This window comes from Clostridium thermobutyricum (assembly GCF_000371465.1).
Taxonomy (GTDB): Bacteria; Bacillota; Clostridia; order Clostridiales; family Clostridiaceae; genus Clostridium; species Clostridium thermobutyricum.
This window is the reverse complement of record NZ_KB850956.1, coordinates 2,476,013-2,495,576: the sequence shown is the minus strand read 5'-3', so window position 1 is coordinate 2,495,576 and position 19,564 is coordinate 2,476,013. Positions and strand designations below refer to the sequence as shown.

At 26.8% G+C, this 19,564-nt stretch carries 18 protein-coding genes; 15 read left to right on the top strand and 3 right to left on the bottom strand.

Annotated elements, in window-relative coordinates; all coding sequences use genetic code 11:
• Positions 1 to 166: 166 nt before the first annotated feature.
• The 4 genes from HMPREF1092_RS11600 (at position 167) to HMPREF1092_RS11585 (ending at position 4,119) form a co-directional block, all read left to right on the top strand.
• Entirely contained in the window at positions 167 to 1,786 is a 1,620-nt protein-coding gene (locus HMPREF1092_RS11600) for a Na/Pi cotransporter family protein (RefSeq protein ID WP_002598866.1), read from the top strand.
• Between the two features lie 107 nt (positions 1,787 to 1,893).
• Positions 1,894 to 2,577, top strand: a complete 684-nt coding sequence (locus HMPREF1092_RS11595) for an N-acetylmuramoyl-L-alanine amidase (protein ID WP_002598865.1) — start codon at positions 1,894 to 1,896, stop codon at positions 2,575 to 2,577.
• Positions 2,578 to 2,707: 130 nt separating this feature from the next.
• Complete coding sequence (locus HMPREF1092_RS11590) at positions 2,708 to 3,550, top strand: fumarate hydratase (protein WP_002598864.1); 843 nt, start codon at positions 2,708 to 2,710, stop codon at positions 3,548 to 3,550.
• Positions 3,551 to 3,561: 11 nt separating this feature from the next.
• On the top strand, positions 3,562 to 4,119 hold the full coding sequence (locus tag HMPREF1092_RS11585) for a Fe-S-containing hydro-lyase (RefSeq protein WP_002598863.1): 558 nt from the start codon (positions 3,562 to 3,564) through the stop codon (positions 4,117 to 4,119).
• Positions 4,120 to 4,161: 42 nt separating this feature from the next.
• Here the strand turns inward: HMPREF1092_RS11585 and HMPREF1092_RS11580 are convergent, their stop codons facing one another.
• Positions 4,162 to 5,019 carry a YitT family protein gene (locus tag HMPREF1092_RS11580; protein ID WP_002598862.1) on the bottom strand — a complete coding sequence of 286 codons (858 nt, stop codon included), beginning with the start codon at positions 5,017 to 5,019 and terminating at the stop codon, positions 4,162 to 4,164.
• Between the two features lie 221 nt (positions 5,020 to 5,240).
• On the opposite strand from HMPREF1092_RS11580, the gene HMPREF1092_RS17260 reads away from it, so the two are divergent.
• The 11 genes from HMPREF1092_RS17260 to iadA all read left to right on the top strand — a co-directional run bounded on the left by HMPREF1092_RS17260 (position 5,241) and on the right by iadA (position 17,906).
• On the top strand, positions 5,241 to 5,405 hold the full coding sequence (locus HMPREF1092_RS17260) for a hypothetical protein (RefSeq protein ID WP_002598861.1): 165 nt from the start codon (positions 5,241 to 5,243) through the stop codon (positions 5,403 to 5,405).
• A gap of 114 nt (positions 5,406 to 5,519) precedes the next feature.
• Entirely contained in the window at positions 5,520 to 6,203 is a 684-nt protein-coding gene (locus tag HMPREF1092_RS11575) for a response regulator transcription factor (protein WP_002598860.1), read from the top strand.
• On the top strand, positions 6,181 to 8,109 hold the full coding sequence (locus HMPREF1092_RS17000; protein WP_002598859.1) for a sensor histidine kinase: 1,929 nt from the start codon (positions 6,181 to 6,183) through the stop codon (positions 8,107 to 8,109). The genes HMPREF1092_RS11575 and HMPREF1092_RS17000 overlap by 23 nt, the downstream gene beginning before the upstream one ends.
• On the top strand, positions 8,109 to 8,465 hold the full coding sequence (locus HMPREF1092_RS11565) for an arsenate reductase family protein (protein WP_002598858.1): 357 nt from the start codon (positions 8,109 to 8,111) through the stop codon (positions 8,463 to 8,465). The genes HMPREF1092_RS17000 and HMPREF1092_RS11565 overlap by 1 nt, the downstream gene beginning before the upstream one ends.
• A gap of 370 nt (positions 8,466 to 8,835) precedes the next feature.
• Entirely contained in the window at positions 8,836 to 11,058 is a 2,223-nt protein-coding gene (locus tag HMPREF1092_RS11560) for a ribonucleoside-diphosphate reductase subunit alpha (RefSeq protein WP_002598857.1), read from the top strand.
• A gap of 13 nt (positions 11,059 to 11,071) precedes the next feature.
• Positions 11,072 to 12,115: a ribonucleotide-diphosphate reductase subunit beta gene (locus HMPREF1092_RS11555; RefSeq protein ID WP_002598856.1), complete on the top strand. Its 1,044-nt coding sequence runs from the start codon at positions 11,072 to 11,074 to the stop codon at positions 12,113 to 12,115.
• A 556-nt stretch (positions 12,116 to 12,671) separates the two neighbouring features.
• A complete protein-coding gene (gene ptsP, locus HMPREF1092_RS11550; protein WP_002598855.1) occupies positions 12,672 to 14,288 on the top strand; it encodes a phosphoenolpyruvate--protein phosphotransferase in 1,617 nt (538 codons plus the stop codon).
• A gap of 143 nt (positions 14,289 to 14,431) precedes the next feature.
• Complete coding sequence (locus tag HMPREF1092_RS11545; protein ID WP_002598854.1) at positions 14,432 to 14,947, top strand: chromate transporter; 516 nt, start codon at positions 14,432 to 14,434, stop codon at positions 14,945 to 14,947.
• Positions 14,948 to 14,966: 19 nt separating this feature from the next.
• On the top strand, positions 14,967 to 15,494 hold the full coding sequence (locus tag HMPREF1092_RS11540) for a chromate transporter (protein WP_002598853.1): 528 nt from the start codon (positions 14,967 to 14,969) through the stop codon (positions 15,492 to 15,494).
• Positions 15,495 to 15,500: 6 nt separating this feature from the next.
• A complete protein-coding gene (locus tag HMPREF1092_RS11535) occupies positions 15,501 to 16,715 on the top strand; it encodes a tetratricopeptide repeat protein (protein WP_002598852.1) in 1,215 nt (404 codons plus the stop codon).
• 18 nt (positions 16,716 to 16,733) lie between these two features.
• A complete protein-coding gene (iadA, locus tag HMPREF1092_RS11530) occupies positions 16,734 to 17,906 on the top strand; it encodes a beta-aspartyl-peptidase (protein ID WP_002598851.1) in 1,173 nt (390 codons plus the stop codon).
• 54 nt (positions 17,907 to 17,960) lie between these two features.
• Here iadA and HMPREF1092_RS11525 read toward each other — a convergent pair whose 3' ends face one another.
• Both HMPREF1092_RS11525 and HMPREF1092_RS11520 read right to left on the bottom strand, forming a co-directional pair.
• Positions 17,961 to 18,383: a zinc ribbon domain-containing protein gene (locus tag HMPREF1092_RS11525; RefSeq protein WP_002598850.1), complete on the bottom strand. Its 423-nt coding sequence runs from the start codon at positions 18,381 to 18,383 to the stop codon at positions 17,961 to 17,963.
• A gap of 66 nt (positions 18,384 to 18,449) precedes the next feature.
• A complete protein-coding gene (locus HMPREF1092_RS11520) occupies positions 18,450 to 19,418 on the bottom strand; it encodes a DUF4003 family protein (RefSeq protein WP_002598849.1) in 969 nt (322 codons plus the stop codon).
• Between the last annotated feature and the right edge of the window lie 146 nt (positions 19,419 to 19,564).

Sequence of the window (19,564 nt, the reverse complement as noted above, 5' to 3'; positions counted from 1 at the left end):
ATATAAATCTAAAAATGTAAAATAAAGTATCCTTATGTTAAATCTAAGTTAAAAATATTCCTAAAATATTAACAAAGGTTAATAAATAATGTACAATCTAAGTATATTAAATGAACAAGGAATAATTGTTTTAATAAATAGGAATATAATCTTGGAGGAGATATTTGTGAATTCTACAATTATGACAATAATAACTTTAATGGGTGGATTAGGATTATTCATCTATGGAATGAAATTAATGGGAGATGGTCTTGAAAATGCGGCAGGAGAAGGATTAAAAAAGATACTTGAAAAAGTAACCTCTAATCCTATAGTTGCAGTATTAGTAGGGGCAGCGGTAACAGCGGTTGTACAAAGTAGTAGTGCAACTACAGTAATGGTTGTTGGTTTTGTTAATGCAGGATTAATGAATCTTTCACAAGCAGTAGGAATTATAATGGGAGCTAATATTGGGACAACTATTACTGCTCAATTAGTTGCATTTAAATTAGATACTATTGCACCTATATTTGTTTTTGCTGGAACAGCATTAGTAATGTTTGCAAAAGCTAAAAAAAGAAAAGAGATTGGAAACATAGTGTTAGGATTCGGTATCTTATTCATGGGAATGGGAATTATGAGTGGAGCCGTTAAACCTTTAGCTTCATCACCAGTATTTGCTCAAATTTTAGCACAAGTTTCAGAGCATTGGTGGATAGGGGTTATAGCAGGAGCAGCAATTACAGCTATTTTACAAAGTTCATCAGCTACAACTGGTATTTTAATAGCTCTTGCAGGTTCAGGTGTACTTAATATAGGAATGGCGCTTCCAATATTATTTGGATGTAATATTGGGACATGTATTACAGCTATGATAGCTACAGTAGGAACTAATAAAACAGCTCATAAAGCAGCATTATTACACTTAATATTCAATGTTGGTGGTACAATAATATTCTTACCTTTCTTAAACATTTTAGGAATTTTAGTTACTAAAATGAGCCCTGGAGATGTTGAAAGACAAATCGCAAACTCACATACTGTATTCAATATTGTAAATACTTTAGTTATGTTACCACTTAGAAACTACTTGATAATTGCAGTTAATAAATTAGTTCCTGGAGAAGATGAGATAGAAAAAATAGGTCCTAAATATATAGATGATAGATTATTAGAAACTCCAGTTATTGCAGCTGGACAAGTTATAAAAGAAACTATTAGAATGGCTAATAAAGCTAAAGATAATTTACAAATTTCAATGAATGCTTTTATTAGAGAAGATTCTGATTTAATTAAAAAGGTTCATGAAAATGAACAAATAATAAATGTTTTAGAAGAATCAATAACTAGTTACTTAGTTAAACTTTCTAAATGTCAATTATCAGATAAAGAAAAAGGCATAGTAGCATCAACATTCCATATAGTAAATGATATAGAGAGAATAGGTGATCATGCTAAAAATTTAGTTGAGTTAGCTGCTCAAAAGATAGATGATAAAATTGAATATAGCGAGGATGCGATTCAAGATTTAAAAGAAATATATGACTATACTAATATAGCTCTTCAAATATCAATAGATAGTTATGAAAATAGAGATGTAAGGAAAGCAACTACAATATTACCTATAGAGGATAAAATAAATAAAGCTCAAAGAAGTTATAGAGATAAACATATAAAAAGATTATATGATGGAAAATGTAATGCATACGCTGGAGCAATATTCCTAGATGCTATAAGTAACTTTGAAAGAATAGGTGATCATGCTACAAATATTGCTGAGAGTGTTATTGAAAACAATGCAGTATAGAATAGAGTAAATTTAAGACATATTGGCTAAAAGTCAATATGTCTTTTTTGAATTAAAAAATATATATCTTCACATAATAAGTATATTAAAAGTTGTAGGAGGAATATATGAATAATTTTAAAGGGAAAATATTTATATTGGTATTGACTATTTCTTTAGCACTAGGTATTAAAGTATTTGCAAATGAAATTAATTTTGAAAAGAATGAAGATAGTAATTTGCAAAAAGTAATTTTAATTGATCCAGGACATGGAGGAAGTGATGGAGGAGCTCGTTCTAATAGTGGAGTTCAAGAAAAAGATATAAATTTACAAATATCACTTAAATTAAAAAAGAAATTAGAGGAAAGAGGATATAAATCATTTTTGACACGAGAAAGTGATATGGAATTAGCTCCTAAAAAGAAATATGATTTAGAGTTAAGATGTAAAAAGAAAGATGAAGTAAAGAGTGATGTATTTATTTCTATTCACCAAAATAAATTTGGTCAAGAAAGTTGTTGGGGTTCACAAATATGGTATGCAAGCAATGATAAAAGTAAATTATTAGCTGACAAAGTTCAATCCTCAATTAAAGAAAGTTTACAAAATAAAAATGAAAGAGTACCTAAAGATGCGAAAAAAGCTTTTAAAATTTTAAGAGATGGAAATAAAGAAGCCAATATAATATTAGAGTGTGGATTTATTTCAAATTATAAAGAAGAAAAGAATTTACAAAATGAAGATTATCAAAATAAATTAGTAGAAGCAATTATAAAAGGAATAGATGAATATTTTAAGGTAAGTAAATAATTATTTAAGAGTTTGAGTTTAAATTTATAGATTAAATTTAAACTCTTTTTAATTTACTAAAAGATTAAATACTTGTAAAAATAGGATAAAGTTACTAAACTATAGTTATAACATATAAGGAGTGAATTAAATGAGAGAGATAAGTGTTAATTTAATTAAGGATAAAATAAGAGATTTATGTATAGATGCAAATTATTTTTTGGGAGATGATATAAAAGATTCTCTTATACACTTTAAAAATAATGAAAAAAGTGAAATAGGCAAAGATATTTTAGGAAATATAATAGAAAATGCAAAGATAGCAAAAGAAGAGCAGCTTCCAATATGTCAGGATACTGGGGTTGCTTGTGTATTTTTAGAAATAGGACAAGATGTTCATTTAATAGACGGAAATTTAGAAGAAGCAATAAATTCTGGAGTTAGAGAGGGATATGAAAAAGGATATTTGAGAAAATCTGTAGTTAAAGATCCTATAAATAGAGTTAATACAAATGATAATACACCTGCTATGATATATTATGACATAGTTCCAGGGGATAGAGTTAAAATAACAGTTGCGCCAAAAGGATTTGGTTCAGAGAATATGAGTAAATTAGCTATGTTAAAACCTTCTGATGGGTTAGAAGGGGTTAAAGATTTCATATTAAAAGTTGTAGAAGAGGCAGGACCTAATCCATGTCCGCCAATGGTTGTAGGTGTAGGAATAGGAGGAACTTTTGATAAAGCAGCCTATTTAGCTAAGAAAGCTCTTTTAAGACCAGTAAATGAAGAAAATAAAAATGAGTTTTATGCAAATTTAGAAAAAGAATTACTAGAAAAAATAAATGAGTTAGGAATAGGCCCACAAGGATTTGGTGGATTAACTACATCTATTGGAATAAATATAGAGGTATATCCTACTCATATAGCAGGATTACCTGTAGCAGTTAATATAAATTGTCATGCAACAAGACATAAGGATTGTATAATATAGGAGGGGATATTATGATAAAGAGAATAAGTACACCTTTAACTGATGAAAAAGTTAGAGATTTAAAAGCAGGGGATTCTATATTATTAAGTGGGGTTATATATACAGCAAGAGATGCAGCACATAAAAGATTAGTGGAACTTTTAGATGCAGGAAAGGAATTACCAATAGATATAAAAGATTCGATAATATATTTTGTAGGACCTTCTCCAACTAAACCAGGATATGCAATTGGTTCAGCAGGGCCAACTACAAGTTATAGAATGGATGCATATTCTCCAAGATTATTAGATTTAGGTCTTAAAGGAATGATTGGAAAAGGAAAAAGAAATAAAGATGTAATAGATTCTATGATAAAGAATACAGCAGTTTATTTTGGAGCTATAGGTGGAGCAGCAGCTCTTATAGCTAGAAGTATAACTAAATGTGATATAGTTGCTTATGAAGATTTGGGGGCAGAAGCAATTAGAAGATTAGAAATAAAAGATATGCCATTAACTGTTGTTATTGATTCAGAGGGAAATAATTTATATGAAATAGGAAGAAAAGAATATTTAAGCTCTTCAAAATAAAAAAATGATGAAAAGGTAAATTTACTTTTTCATCATTTTTATTTATATATTTCTAAACCCTTTTCCTTTAACTTCTGATATATCCATAATTGTTATAAAAGCACGTTCATCTACGGCATATATCTTATTTTTAAGGTTTAACATTTCTCTAGTTGTAACTATACAATATAGCATTTTTTTCTTTTTATGAGTGTATTCACCTTCAGCAGGAAGTGAAGTTACACCTCTATTTAAATCTTTAAGAACATAATCTATAATTTCATCATCCTTATCAGTCAATATAAGTAACAGTTTTTTACTGTTAAGTCCTTTTAGAACTTTATCTAAAACTAATCCTTGTACGAATATTGAAAGTAAAGTGTATAGGGCTTTTGGAAGACCAAATATTACAGCGCCTATAATTACAATTATACAATTTAAAATAAATCCTAATTTTCCAATTTCAAAATTTGAATATTTTTTTCTAATTAACATAGTTATTATATCTGTTCCACCAGTAGAACCATTTCTTAAAAAAACAATTCCATAACCAGCACCACATAATGCACCACCATATAGACAATAAAGTAAAACATCATTTACTCTAATAACATTAGATAGTGGTTTTGTTATTATAAGTGCAGCAGATAATGAAAGCATTCCTATACCTGAATATAAAGTAAAGGATGGACTTAGTTTTTTAAAACTAACAATAAATAATGGAACATTAAGTAAAAATACTACAATACCTGCTGGAACATTAGATAAATATTGAATTATTAAGGCTATTCCAGTAGCTCCTCCACTAAGTAATTTAGCATGTGTCAAAAATAAATTTACCCCTAATGAAGCAATTAGACATCCTAAAAATATAAAAATAACATCTAAGATGAATGTTTTGCTTTTTAATATTGTTTTCATAAAAATCTCCTATTATGTACATATAATTCAAAGTTAATTATATAGAAAAAGTAAATTAAAGTTAAACTTTAAAAATAGCTAAATCTGACGATATTTAGTTAAATTTTATTGATACAGAGGATTAAAGATATAAAACTCCCAAGTTTTATTAAATGATATGAATTAAATGAATAATCATGTTAAAATTAATAAAGAAAAACTAGTATTATATGGAGGAGAAAATGTTTAGATTTAATTTACCTGGAAATCCTAGAACAAAGAAAATAATTTTAATTATTTTAGTGATAATAGTATTAGGGATACTTTTTAATTTTTATAAGACTAATGAGCAAGATAAAAATAACAACAATAAAATTAACATAGAAACTCAAATAAATTCTAAATAACATTATAAATAAAAATTTTATAAAAATAAGATTAATAGTTAAGAATTTTGTAACAAAACTAGATATTAATTTTAAAAAAATTAAGTTAAGATAAATAAGGAGGGAGATGATAATATGTTTAATATATTAGTTGTTGATGATGAAAAAGAAATAAGAGATGCTATAAATATTTATCTAAGAGGTGAAAAGCTACAAGTTTATAATGCAAGTAATGGACTAGAAGCTTTAGATATAATAGAAGAAAAAAATATACATCTAGTTATTTTAGACATAATGATGCCTAAAATGGATGGTATAGAAACTTGTCAAAGAATTAGAGAAAATCATAACATACCAATAATTATGTTATCAGCCAAAGGTGAGGATTCAGACAAAATTTTAGGATTAAATGTTGGTGCAGATGATTATATAACAAAACCGTTTAATCATTTAGAATTAGTTGCAAGAGTTAAATCTCAACTTAGAAGATATGAAAGTCCTTTATCAATAGATAGTAAAGATTTTATAAAAGTAAGAGATTTAGAAATAGATACAGTTGCTAAAAAAATTACTGTAAGAGATGAAGAGATTAAAGTTACAGCAACAGAATATAAAATTCTAGTTCTATTAGCTTCAAATCTTGGAAGAGTTTTTTCAATAAAAGAGATATATGAAAAGGTTTGGGAAGAGCCATTTTATAAAAGTGAAAATACAGTTACAGTTCATATAAGAAGAATCAGAGAGAAGATAGAAATAAATACCAAAGAACCAGAGTATATAAAGGTGGTATGGGGAATTGGATACAAAATTGAAAAATAGCGTAAAAAGGTATTTTAAAACATTATGGCTAGTAGAAATAGTATTACTTATTATTTTATCAGTAGTTAATGTAGAGATAGTTATAAATTACATAGGAAGTCCATCAACACAGGATGGTACAGGAGCTATAAATGCAATTGTTAATAGAAATAGTTTTTATGAAAGTTCGCTTAAAAATGATGTAAAAATAATTAGTCAAGATATTTACAATAAAACTGATAGTTTAAGTAAGTTATTAACAGATTCTAATATACAAATAGAATCAATGAGAGCAATGCTTTATAGCGATAATTTTTATACAAATACAGATCCGAATTCTAATGTTACAGGAACTAGTGAAAATAATATTCAAACAGTCCCAAATAATATATTCTTTGTAATTAGAGATAAATCTAATGGAAGAATTTTTTCAAATGATCCATTTCTACAAGGTACAGATAAGTTAAGTGAAAAAGAAATGTATGATGCAATCAGTGAAAAATACAGAGGACAAAAAGTTGTTATATATAGTTGTAACAATGTGAATTTATATAATAAAAGTGTTCAAGAAGGATTAGTAACATACTCAACAAAAGTGTTAAAGCAATTTGAAGAAGTTTATTATACTCCACAATCAACTTTTGCAGGAAATGTTGATAATGCAATTGATGATTTAATATTTTTTGGAATAAGTTTAGCGATAAATATTATATTACTAATAAAATTAATAGTTGTATTTACAAATTCAAAAGGAAAAGTTGAAATTAGTGGAAACTTTGTTGGAGATATGTTCTATATATTTAAATATGCATTTAAATATACAGGACCTAGAAGAACATTAATTACTAGTATAATTGCAAGTATAATATTTTATATAGTTTATTTATATTTATTAGCAATAGGTGGAATACAAAATAACATAATAGCTAAATTTTTTACTGCATATCCTTTTAAGGGAAGTATATTATTAGTTTTAATGCCAATGATAGGGATAATGTATTCTGTAAAAAGAAATATAGAAATTGGAATGGTTAAAGATTCACTAAAAATAATAAATGATGGTAACTTTGAGCATTCTGTTAGAGAAGTTGGCGGAGTTGAGATAAAGGAGCTTATAAAGAATATAAATAAGATGAAAGATGGATATAATATAGCTGTTGAAGAGGCTTTATATAATGAAAAGTTAAAGACAGAACTTATATCTAATGTATCTCATGATTTAAAGACCCCTTTAACTTCAATTATAAATTATGTAAATATACTTCAAGATAAAAGGATTTCTCCTGAAGAGAGGGAAGAATATCTAAAGATATTAGAAAGAAAATCTAGTAAGTTAAAAAGACTTATAGAAGATCTTTTTGAAGTTTCTAAAATAAATTCAGGAAAAATAGTATTAGATAAGGTAAAAATAGATATAACAGCTCTTATATATCAAGTTATAGGAGAATATTCATCACTTTATGAAGAAAAACATATAGAATTTAAAGTTGAATGTAAAGAAGATGAAATAATAATGGATCTTGATGGAATTATGATATCAAGAGTTATAGAAAATATAGTAATAAATTCATTAAAATATTCTCTTGAAGGTACTAGAGTTTATGCATCTATAATAAAAGAAGATAATGGTGTCTTAATATCATTTAAAAATGTTGCAAATTATGAAATGGACTTTGATGAAAATGAAATGTTTGAAAGATTTGCAAGAGCTGATAAATCAAGAACATCTACTATAGAAGGTTCAGGGCTTGGTCTTGCTATAACAAAAAGTATAGTAGACCTTCATAATGGAACAACAAGAATAAAGAGAGATGGAGATTTATTTAAAATTTATGTATTCTTACCTTTTGCAGATGAAACAGATGAGTTTATAAATAAGATAAACGAAGAAAGAGTTGCAAAAAAACTAAAAAAGGAGGAGAAGTAATGAAGGTTTTATTTGTTGAATATCCAAAATGTACAACATGTAAGAGAGCTAAAAAGTGGTTAACTGAAAATGGTATAGATTTTGAAGATAGAGGTATAAAGGAAAATAATCCAAGTAAAGAAGAATTAAAAGGATGGCTAGATAAGAGTGGTTTAGAAATAAAAAAATTCTTCAATACAAGTGGAGTTCTTTATAGAGAACAAGGAATGAAAGATAAAGTTAAAACTTTGTCAGAAGATGAGCTTTTAGATATATTAGCATCAGATGGAATGATGGTAAAAAGACCTATAGTAGTAACAGAAAGTTCTATTTTAGTAGGTTTTAAAGAAGCTGAATGGGAAGAAAAATTAAAATAATTTTAGAAGAGGACTTTGCTAAAAAATTTAGTAAGGTCCTTTTTTATGATTTATAAAAAATAAACTTATTTATGTAATTATTTTAATTTTAATAAAAAAAGAAAGTTATTTTTTTTAGAATTAATAGAGAAGTTTTTAAAATAAATTTTATTAGAAAAATTAAATTGTCAAAGAAGAAGAATTATTAAAAAAGAGAGATATTTAAAGATTAAAGCATAAAATTTAGATATTTAAGTCTATAGTGATAGTTTTAAAATTTTACATAATAAAATATTAAAACTATAATATATTAGTCAATATATTGTGTTGGTTTGGAAGAAATGCAATATAATTATACTATATATTGTTGAAAGGGGCTTGAGTGCATACAATGAAAGAACTTTGTAAAAAAGCTGTAGAAGAAATTAAAGATGAATACGGAACATATACTGAAGAAGTTTTAATAGAAAAAATGGAATTAATAGTTAGAGAAGGTATGACGGACGAGGAAATTAGAGATTCTCTTATACAAGTTTCATTAGAATTAACAACAGATATGGAGCCAAATTGGCAAAAGATAGCTGCAAGATTATATGTTGAAAAACTTTATGATGAAGTAAAGAAGAATAGAGGATTAGATTCAACAAAAGATTTATATAAAAACTTCTATGGATTTGTTAGAGAATTAGTAGATAACAAACTTTATGGAAAATATATATTAGAAAATTATACAGAAGAGGATATAAAAGAGCTTGAGAAAGTTATAAAGCCAGAGAGGGATTTCTTATTCACTTATAGTGGAATAAAACTTTTATCAGGAAGATATTTAGTAGAAAATTTCAATAGAGAAGTTTTAGAATTACCACAACAAATGTTTATGGGAATTGCAATGCACTTAGCAATACCTGAAAAAAAAGAAAATAGACTTTATTGGGCAAAAAGATTCTATGATGTATTAAGTTCATTAAAAGCAACAATGGCTACTCCCACAATGTCAAATGCAAGAAAGCCATTTTATCAATTAAGTTCATGTTTTATAGATACAGTAAATGATAGTTTAAAAGGAATATATAAGTCATTAGATAACTTTTCAGAGGTTTCAAAATTTGGTGGAGGAATGGGGATTTATATAGGTAAAATAAGAGCATTAGGTTCACCAATAAGAGGATTTAAAGGAGCATCTGGAGGAATAATACCTTGGGTGAAATTATTTAATGATACAGCAATAGCAGTTGATCAACTTGGAGTAAGAAATGGGTCAGTTGCAATATGGCTTGATGCTTGGCATAAAGATTTACCAGAATTTTTACAAATAAGAACTAATAATGGAGATGATAGAAAAAAAGCTCATGATGTATTTCCTGGACTTTGTTATCCAGATTTATTTTGGAGACTTGCAGAAAATGATATAGATGCAGATTGGAATATGATGTGTCCTCATGAAATAAAGAATGTGAAAGGATATTCTTTAGAAGATTTTTATGGAGAAGAATGGGAAAAGAGATATTACGAATGTGTTGAAGATGACAGAATTGAAAAAAGAGTAATGAAAGTTAAAGATATAGTAAGACTTATAATAAAAAGTGCTGCTGAAACTGGAACACCTTTTGCTTTTTATAGAGACACAGTAAATAAGATGAACCCTAATAAACATAAAGGAATGATATACTCATCAAATCTTTGTACTGAAATAATGCAAAATATGAGTCCTATGGATATACAACAAACAGAAATTATAGATGAAAATGGAGACAAAATAATAGTTGAAAAGACTAAAGCAGGAGATTTTGTTGTTTGTAATCTTTCATCAGTTGTTTTAGGAAATATTGATGTAACTTCAGAGGAAGAGATAGAATATGTAGTTGAAACTCAAATTAGAGGTATGGATAATGTTATTGATTTAAATTATTACTCAGTTCCATATGCAGAAGTTACAAATAAGAGATATAGAGCAGTTGGGCTTGGAACTTCAGGATATCACCATATGCTTGCAAATAATAGAATACATTTTACAGATGAAAAGCATAAAGATTTTGTAGATAAAGTTTATGAAAATATAAATTATTATGCTATAAAAGCGAGTATGAAAATTGCAAAAGAAAAAGGAAGATATAAAGAATTTGAAGGTTCTGATTGGGAAAATGGACAATATTTTGAGTTAAGAGATTATAAGTCAGAGAGATGGAATTTATTAAGAGAAGAAATAAAATCTTATGGTATGAGAAATGGATATTTAATGGCAGTTGCTCCAAATGGTTCAACAGCAACTCTTGCTGGAACATCAGAAGGAGTTGATCCTGTAATGTCAAGATTCTGGTTAGAAGAGAAAAAAGGAAGTATAGTTCCTAAAACAGCTCCAGGACTTTCAGAAGAAACATATTGGTATTATAATTCTGCATATAATATAGACCAAATTTGGTGTGTTCAAATGAATGGAGTAAGACAGAGACATATAGACCAAGGTCAATCATTTAATCTTTACATTACAACTAATTATACTATGAGACAAATTATGAATCTTTATATAGAAGCTTGTAAAAGAGGAGTTAAATCAATATATTATGTTAGAAGTAAATCACTAACAGTTGGTGATTGTGAAAGCTGTTCAGCTTAGGAGGAGTTTTAAGATGACTGAATTTGATATAAATAAAAAGCCACTTTTCAATGAGTTTGGAGATACAAAAACTTCAATGAAAAGAATGATAAATGGTAATACAACTAATCTAAATGACTTTAATAATATGAAGTATAATTGGGTTTCCGATTGGTATAGACAAGGAATGAATAATTTTTGGATACCAGAAGAAATAAATTTATCACAAGATTTAAAAGATTATAAAATATTAACGGAAGAAGAAAGAACAGCATATGATAAAATTCTTTCATTCTTAATATTTTTAGATTCAATACAAACAGCGAACTTAGGAAATATAAATAATTATATAACTGCAAGTGAGGTAAATCTTTGTCTTACAATACAAGCATTCCAAGAATCTGTTCACTCACAAAGTTACAGTTATATGCTAGATACTATTTGTTCACCAGAAAAAAGAAATGAAATTCTTTACCAATGGAAAGATGATGAAATACTTCTAACAAGAAATAAATTTATAGGTGAGCTTTATAATAATTTCTTAGAAAAACCTACAAAACAAAATCTTATGAAAACAATAATGGCCAACTATATTTTAGAAGGAATTTATTTTTATTCAGGTTTTATGTTTTTCTATAATCTTGAGAGAAATGGAAAAATGCCAGGTTCAGCTCAAGAAATAAGATACATAAATAGAGATGAAAATACTCATCTTTGGTTATTTAGAAGTATAATAAAAGAACTTCAAAAAGAAGAGCCAGAATTATTTACAGATGAATTAAAAGAAGAATTAAGATTAATGATGAAAACAGGTGTTGAGCATGAAATAGCATGGGGACATTATGTTATTGGAGATAAAGTTCAAGGAATAAATAAAAAACTTATAGAGGATTATATAAAATATCTTGGTAATATGAGACTAGAAGCTATAGGACTTCAAAGATTATATAGAGGATATGATGAAAATCCAGCTGAATGGGTAGATAGACAATCAGATGCAAATTCAGTAAAAACGGATTTCTTTGAAGCAAAATCTACTGCTTATGCAAAAGCAGCTACTCTTATAGATGATTTATAAGAGTAGTAGAGAGACTGTATTGTAAGAAATATCTTATGGTACAGTTTTTTTTATAAAATTATTTAATTATAAGGGAGAATAACATAGTAATTCTCTATTAAATTAATCAATTATAAGATGAAAACAAATACATGAATTGAAAAAGTGAAAATTTAAATTAAAATGCATTATATTAAAAAAAAATTAAAAAATAGTAAATGCAGAAAAAGACAAAAAAAACTAAAAAATGCAGATGAAATTATGAAATTGGTTTATTTTTATAATTAAAAAAAAGAATAATTAAATAAAAAAATAAAATGAACTAACAAAACAGAATATTGCAGAAAATTACTAATTTTTTTATAAATATACTTTAAAAGGAATAAATTATTATTAAATTATGAATAAAACGATTTAATAATAAAAAAAATAGCAAAAAAAATTAATACGGTGTTAACAATTGTACAATTTGTGTTATAATGAATATGGGTTGTACTTAATATGTAAAAGTTATCATTATATGATAATGGATTTATGTACTTATTTATAAAGTAACATAATTAAGGAGGATTTTATTATGATTAAAGGTATCGCGGCTTCAAAAGGATACGCAATAGGACAAGTATTCTTACAAAAGCATGAAGAGATTATTATAACTGATGAAAAGGTTTCAGATGTATCTGCTGAAAAAGAGAGATTACAAGTATCTTTAGATGCATCAAGAGAGCAATTAGAAAAAATTAAAGCTAAAGCAATGGTAGAAATGGGAGCAGAAAAAGCAGAAGTTTTTGAAGCGCATATCACATTATTAGATGATCCAGAATTTACTGGTGCAATGGCTATGGAAATAGAAAATAATTCATTAAACGCTATGAAAGCAGTTGAAACTGTAACAAATACATTTGTTTCTATTTTTGAATCAATGGATGATGCTTACATGAGAGAAAGAGCTGCTGACATAAAAGATGTTTCTAAAAGAATAATAGCAAATTTAGCTGGAAAAGGTGGAGACGCATTTGCAATTACTGAAAATAATACAATAGTTGTTGCTCATGATTTAACACCATCAGATACAGCACAATTAGATAGAAGTAAAGTTGTAGCATTCTTAACTAACATTGGAGGAAGAACTTCACACTCAGCTATTATGGCGAGAACATTAGAAATTCCTGCAGTTGTTGGATTAAAAGATATAACTGAAGTTGCTAAAACTGGAGATATGGTTATAGTTGATGGTATTGAAGGAATAGCAATAGTTAATCCAGATGAAGCTACAATTAAAGAATATACTGCTAAAAAAGAAAAATTTGAAGCAGAACAAGAAGAATTAAAAAAACTTATAAATGTTAAAACTACTACTAAATCAGGTAAGAGAATAGAAGTTTGTGGAAACATTGGTAAGCCAGAAGATGTTAAAGCTGTTATAGAAAATGGTGGAGACGGAGTTGGTCTTTTCAGAACCGAATTCTTATATATGGATAGAGATAATGCTCCAACAGAGGACGAGCAGTTTGAAAGTTATAAATATGTTTTAGAAAACATGAAAAAACAAGTAGTTATAAGAACACTTGATATTGGTGGAGATAAAACATTACCATACTTACCATTACCACATGAAATGAATCCTTTCTTAGGGTATAGAGCAATAAGACTTTGCTTAGATAGAACTGAGATATTTAAAGTTCAATTAAGAGCATTATTAAGAGCTTCTGTTTATGGAAAACTTGCAGTAATGTTCCCAATGATTTCAGGATTAGAAGAATTCCAAGCTGCTAAAGAGCTTGTTGAAGAATGTAAAGCTGAGTTAAAAGCTGAAGGAAAAGAATATTCAGAAGATATTCAATGGGGTATAATGGTTGAAATTCCAGCAGCAGCAGTTTATGCAGATGAACTAGCTAAACATGTTGATTTCTTCTCAATAGGAACAAATGACTTAATTCAATATACATTAGCTGCAGATAGAATGAGTGAAAAGGTATCATATCTTTACAATCCAATGCATCCAGCTGTATTAAGATTAGTTAAAATGACTATTGATGGTGCTCATAAACATGGTAAATGGGTTGGAATGTGTGGAGAAATGGCAGGAGATGAAGCTGCTATCCCAACTTTAGTTGAATATGGATTAGATGAATTCTCAATGAGTGCATCTTCAATATTAACAGCTAAGAAAATAATATTAGAACAAGAATAGAATATAATATTTATTATATAAACAAGACGTGGAAAGTTATCCACGTCTTTTATTTTTTTATGGGTAAAGTTGTGGATAAGTTTGTATATATTGAGGGTTTTTGTGATAAAATATTTTTTAAAGAGACAAATTAGGGGGACTTTATGGAAAAATTAATACAAATGTTTTGGAGCTTTTTTAAAATAGGTGCATTTACCTTTGGAGGAGGATATGCAATGATTCCTCTAATAGAAGAGGAAGTTGTACATAAAAGGGAATGGGTAAGTAAAGAAGATTTTTTAGATATATTAGCTGTTTCTCAAGGATTACCTGGAGCTATATCAGTCAATTGCTCACTTTTTATTGGAAAGAAAATTGGTGGAGTATTGGGAAGTATAATTGCTTTACTTGGAGTAGCATTGCCTTCATTTTTTATAATACTTTTAGTTGCTAGTATTTTTATGGGTATTCGACATAATGAAATTGTTAATAGAATTTTTAGTGGAATTAGTAGTGGGGTTCCTATTTTAGTATTAGCAGGTGTTGTTAGTATTTCTAAAGGGGTAAAAAAGAATTGTAGAAATTTTATAATATTTTTTATAGCTTTGATTCTTTTAATTTTAAGATTAAACCCTATTTATTTAATTATAATATTCGCGATTTATGGTGGATTTTTTTAGGAAATAGGGGGTAATGTTAATGGGAGTAATAATTCAATTATTTTTTGTTTTTCTTAAGATTGGCGCATTTAGTTTTGGAGGCGGATATGCAATGCTTCCTTTTATACAAAAAGAAGTAATAGAGAAACATCAATTTATAAATCTACAAGATTTTTTAGATATAATAGGAATATCACAAATGACACCAGGTCCTGTTGCAATAAATTCAGCAACTTTTGTTGGGTATAATGTAGGAGGAATCTTAGGTTCTATTTTTGCAACTTTAGGAGTTGTATCTTGTTCATTCATTTTAGTTCTAATAATTTCAAAAATATTAGATAAATTTAAAGAAAGTAAATTTGTAAAGGGAGCATTACTTGGGATGAGACCAGTTTTAGTTGCCTTAGTAGTTAAAGCATTTATAGACTTAGCAACAGTTTCATATAAAGGTCTTTTTGATGTGATAATTGGAGCTATTATAGCAGTACTTATTTTTTATAAAAAAGTTAATCCAATGATATGTGTTGCTGTAGCAGGAGTTTTGGGAATTTTATTTTATGGGGGATAAATTAATATGGATAATAGGGTAAAAGAGAATTATAAGAAAGCTTTAAAATTATATACAGGTGGGGAAATTAATAAAGCATTAAAAGTATGTAATGAGTGTATGGCTGGAACACTTAAATTTGCACCTGTAATAAATTTAAAAGGACTTATTTTATATCAAAAAGGGAATTTAGAAGAGGCAATATCAACATGGAAAATAAATAGAGAAGTTAATGATGATATGCTTTCTAAAAATTATATAAAAGATGCAAAAGAAGATGAAGAGAGAGTAATACTTTATTTAAAAGCAGAAGATTATATTAAAGAATTAAAAATAACAGAAGCTTTAGAAGTTTTAATTAGATGTAGTGAAAGTGATTTTAATTCAATAAAAGTAAATACAGCTTTAGCTTTATGTTATTTAAAAAAAGGTGAGTATCCTTTATGTAGAGAGCATATAAATAAAGTTTTGAGTATAGATAAAAATAATATTGAAACTAAAGAGATAAAAAAAGAACTATCAGAATTATATGATGAAGTTAAAAATAATTCTAATAAAAAAGCTATTGGAATAGTTATTTTAATTTGTGTATTATTAGGCTCAGGAGTTTTAGGAATGAATTATTTAGATAAGGGAAAAGCTAATGATAGTTTGAAAAATGAAAAGCCTGTTGTAAAAGAAGAAATAGTTGAATCTTCAGAAGAAAAAAGGAAAGATGATAAGAAATCATTAGATTTAAGTAAACTAAATAACTCTATAAATAATAAAAATATGAAAGAAATATATTATCTAGTAGATGATGTTGATGAAAATTCACTCAGTGAAAAAGAAAAGGAATCTTATTATAAAGGATTAAAAATACTTAAAAATGATGGAGCAATAGAGTTTTATAATAATGGTCAAATTCTTTGTTCTGAAAGAAAATATAAAGAAGCAATTGAAGAACTTAAGAAAGCAAATAAATATGGAAAAGATATATATGTTTATGAACATGTACTTTATTACTTAGGACTTTCAGAAATAGGTCTTAAAAATGATACAGAAACAATAAAATATTTTAAAGAATATGAATCAAAATTTAGTAATGGAGTGTATATTCAAGAAGTTTTATATAATTTAGCTTTACTTAATAATAAATCTGGAAACTTAGAAGAAGCTAAAAAATATGCAGAAAGGCTAAAAAGTAATTTTTCAAAATCTATATATAATAATGAAAAAATAAATAAAATCATAGAAAAATAGATTTAGGAAGTGATAGTCTTGATAAAAATTATAAAAAATGCAGAAATTTATTCACCAGAGTTTTTAGGAAAAAAAGATATTGTCATAGTTGGTGATAAAATTGAAGGAATTTATGAATATATAAAAGTGCCAGAAGATTTTTTATCTGTTGAAGTTATAGATGCAGAGGGAAAAATATTAGTACCTGGATTTATTGATGCACATGTTCATTTAATTGGAGGAGGGGGAGAAGGGGGATATAAAACTAGAACACCAGAACTTCCTTTAAGTAAAATAACTAAAGCTGGGATAACAACAGTAGTTGGAGTGCTAGGAACTGATGGAGTATGTAGAAATATGAGAAGTCTTTTAGCTAAAGTAAAAGCTTTAAAAGAGGAAGGAATAACAGCATACTGTTATACAGGTTCATATGATATACCAGTAAAAACTATGACAGATAGTATAAAAGGAGATTTGCTTTTAGTTGAAGAAGTAATAGGTGTTGGAGAGTTAGCATTATCAGATCATAGAAGTTCTCAAGCAACAGTAGAACAATTTATAAATACAGTTGCACAGACAAGAGTAGGAGGACTTCTATCAGGAAAAGCTGGAATAGTTAATGTACATTTTGGTGGAGGAGCTAGAAAGCTTGAATATTTATTTAAAATGATAGAACAAAGTGAAATACCTCCAACACAAATTTCTCCAACACATATGTCTAGAACAAAAGAACTTTTAGAAGCAGGAGTAGAATGGGCAAAAGTTGGAGGATTTGTTGATTTAACAACAAGTTCAGATCCAGACCATTTAGAAGAAGGAGAGCTTTTAGCTTCACAAGGATTAAAATATCTTTTAAATAAAGGTGTTTCAATAGATAATATTACTTTTACTTCAGATGGAAATGGAAGTATGCCAATGTTTGATGAAGAAGGAAAATTAATTGGACTTGGAATATGTAGTGTAAGTACATTATTTGATGAAGTTAGAAAATCAGTTTTAATTGAAGAGATTTCATTAGAAGATGCACTTAAAACAATAACATCAAATCCAGCAAAAGTTTTAAAACTTAAGGATAAAGGAAGAATAGAAGTTAATAAGGATGCTGATATAGTTCTATTAGATAAGGAAGATTTAAAAATAGATACTGTTATTGCATTAGGAAAGAAAATGGTTGAAAATAAAAATGTTTTAATTAAAGGAACTTTTGAATAATAAAAAAGATATTTAAATATATAAAAAGGTTGCTACTATGGCAACCTTTTTTTATCAAGTTTTCATTCTAAATTCATGAGAACATCTTTTACATGTAACTATAATTTTCTTTTGTCCTCTAGGTAATCTCAATTTTTGACCACACTTAGGACATGGAACTATTTTATATTTTCTATATTGTGTGAATTTGTATTTTAGGTGTGCAAAAGCTACTGGAATCGAATCAAGCTTTGCAACTGGTAAGTTATAAGGAATACTTTTACCAAATCTATTTAAAATTTTATTTAAAAATCCTATAAACTTATAAAGCTCAGAAGTCCTTTTAGAAATATTTTTAGAAAATGTTCTGAAAACTGCAATAAGTAAAAGGATTAATCCTATTATATTAGTATAACGATTAAAATTAAAAAAACCACTTATTATTACTAAAAATAAGGATAATACATCAATACCATATCTACCATAGAAAAAATTCATTTAATCACCTCTAAAACTTATTATATACATTTTATCATAAATATTCATAAAATGTATATTTAGAGATTAATCTATAAAGATTCTATTTATAGCAGTTTCTAAAAAAGCAGTTGTTGCTTTAGTTGAAATATTTAAGACAAACCAAAAAATTAATTGCATAGTATTTTTGTCATAAGTTGAATGTGTTAGAGTTAGTATTGTTAAACAACCAGATATTATAAACCTTAATTCTTCTTTAATTTTAAAGGCAGAAAATTTATCATTAAGTTTAAGCTTTAAATCTATCTTTTTAAATGTATTTATAAAAGTTTCATGGTCATCTAACGTAAGAACTACAAATCCTAAAAGAGGTAATGAAATATCTCTAATTATAATTCCTTCTTTTTCTAAAAATCCTTGAAGACGAACAGCTGACATACATTTTTCTTTTAAAGGTTTTTCAGAAAATGATAGTATTTGAGAAAGTAATTGTACATTATTATTTGGAAAGAATTTAATATCCTTAAGATATTTATAGCAGCTTTCAGCTTCATTAATTTTTAAAAGAGTATTATTAAAGTTAGAATTTATTAAAGCACAAATGCTAATATCTTCAGTTCCAGTTAAAAACCAATGTCTTTCTTTAAACAATGAATAAGTATGTCTTAAATCTTCAATTGCTGTATCAATATTTAGCTTACTATTATAAGAACATAAAATTTCAGAAGTAAGAGATAAAAAGTTATTAGCATTAAAAAATACTTCAAGATTACTATAAGCATCTAAAACACAATCTAAAAAATCCTCACTATTTTCAGTTAAAGTTAAAAGCATAGTTAATATGTAATAATTCTCTTCTCTAAAAGGAGATTGTTCATCTGTTTTAATTGCAATTAAAGAGTGAATTTCTTCAATATTATCTAAATTTACTATTTCTCTGTATAATGTATAAGCTAATGCAGTAAATTTAACAGTAACACTATTGGCTTTATTTCCAAAAGCTTTATCAAGCAAGTAATTATTTTTTAAAAATAGCTCTAAATATTTTTCTTCCATTTAAATCACCTCATTTTAGTTTTTTAAATAAAAAGAAAACTATACTTATAAAATAAAAATAATTTTAAATAAGGATATTAAATATAATAAATTGATATAGTTTAATAAAGTAATATTAAGTCAAAATAAGATTTGGAATATGAGAT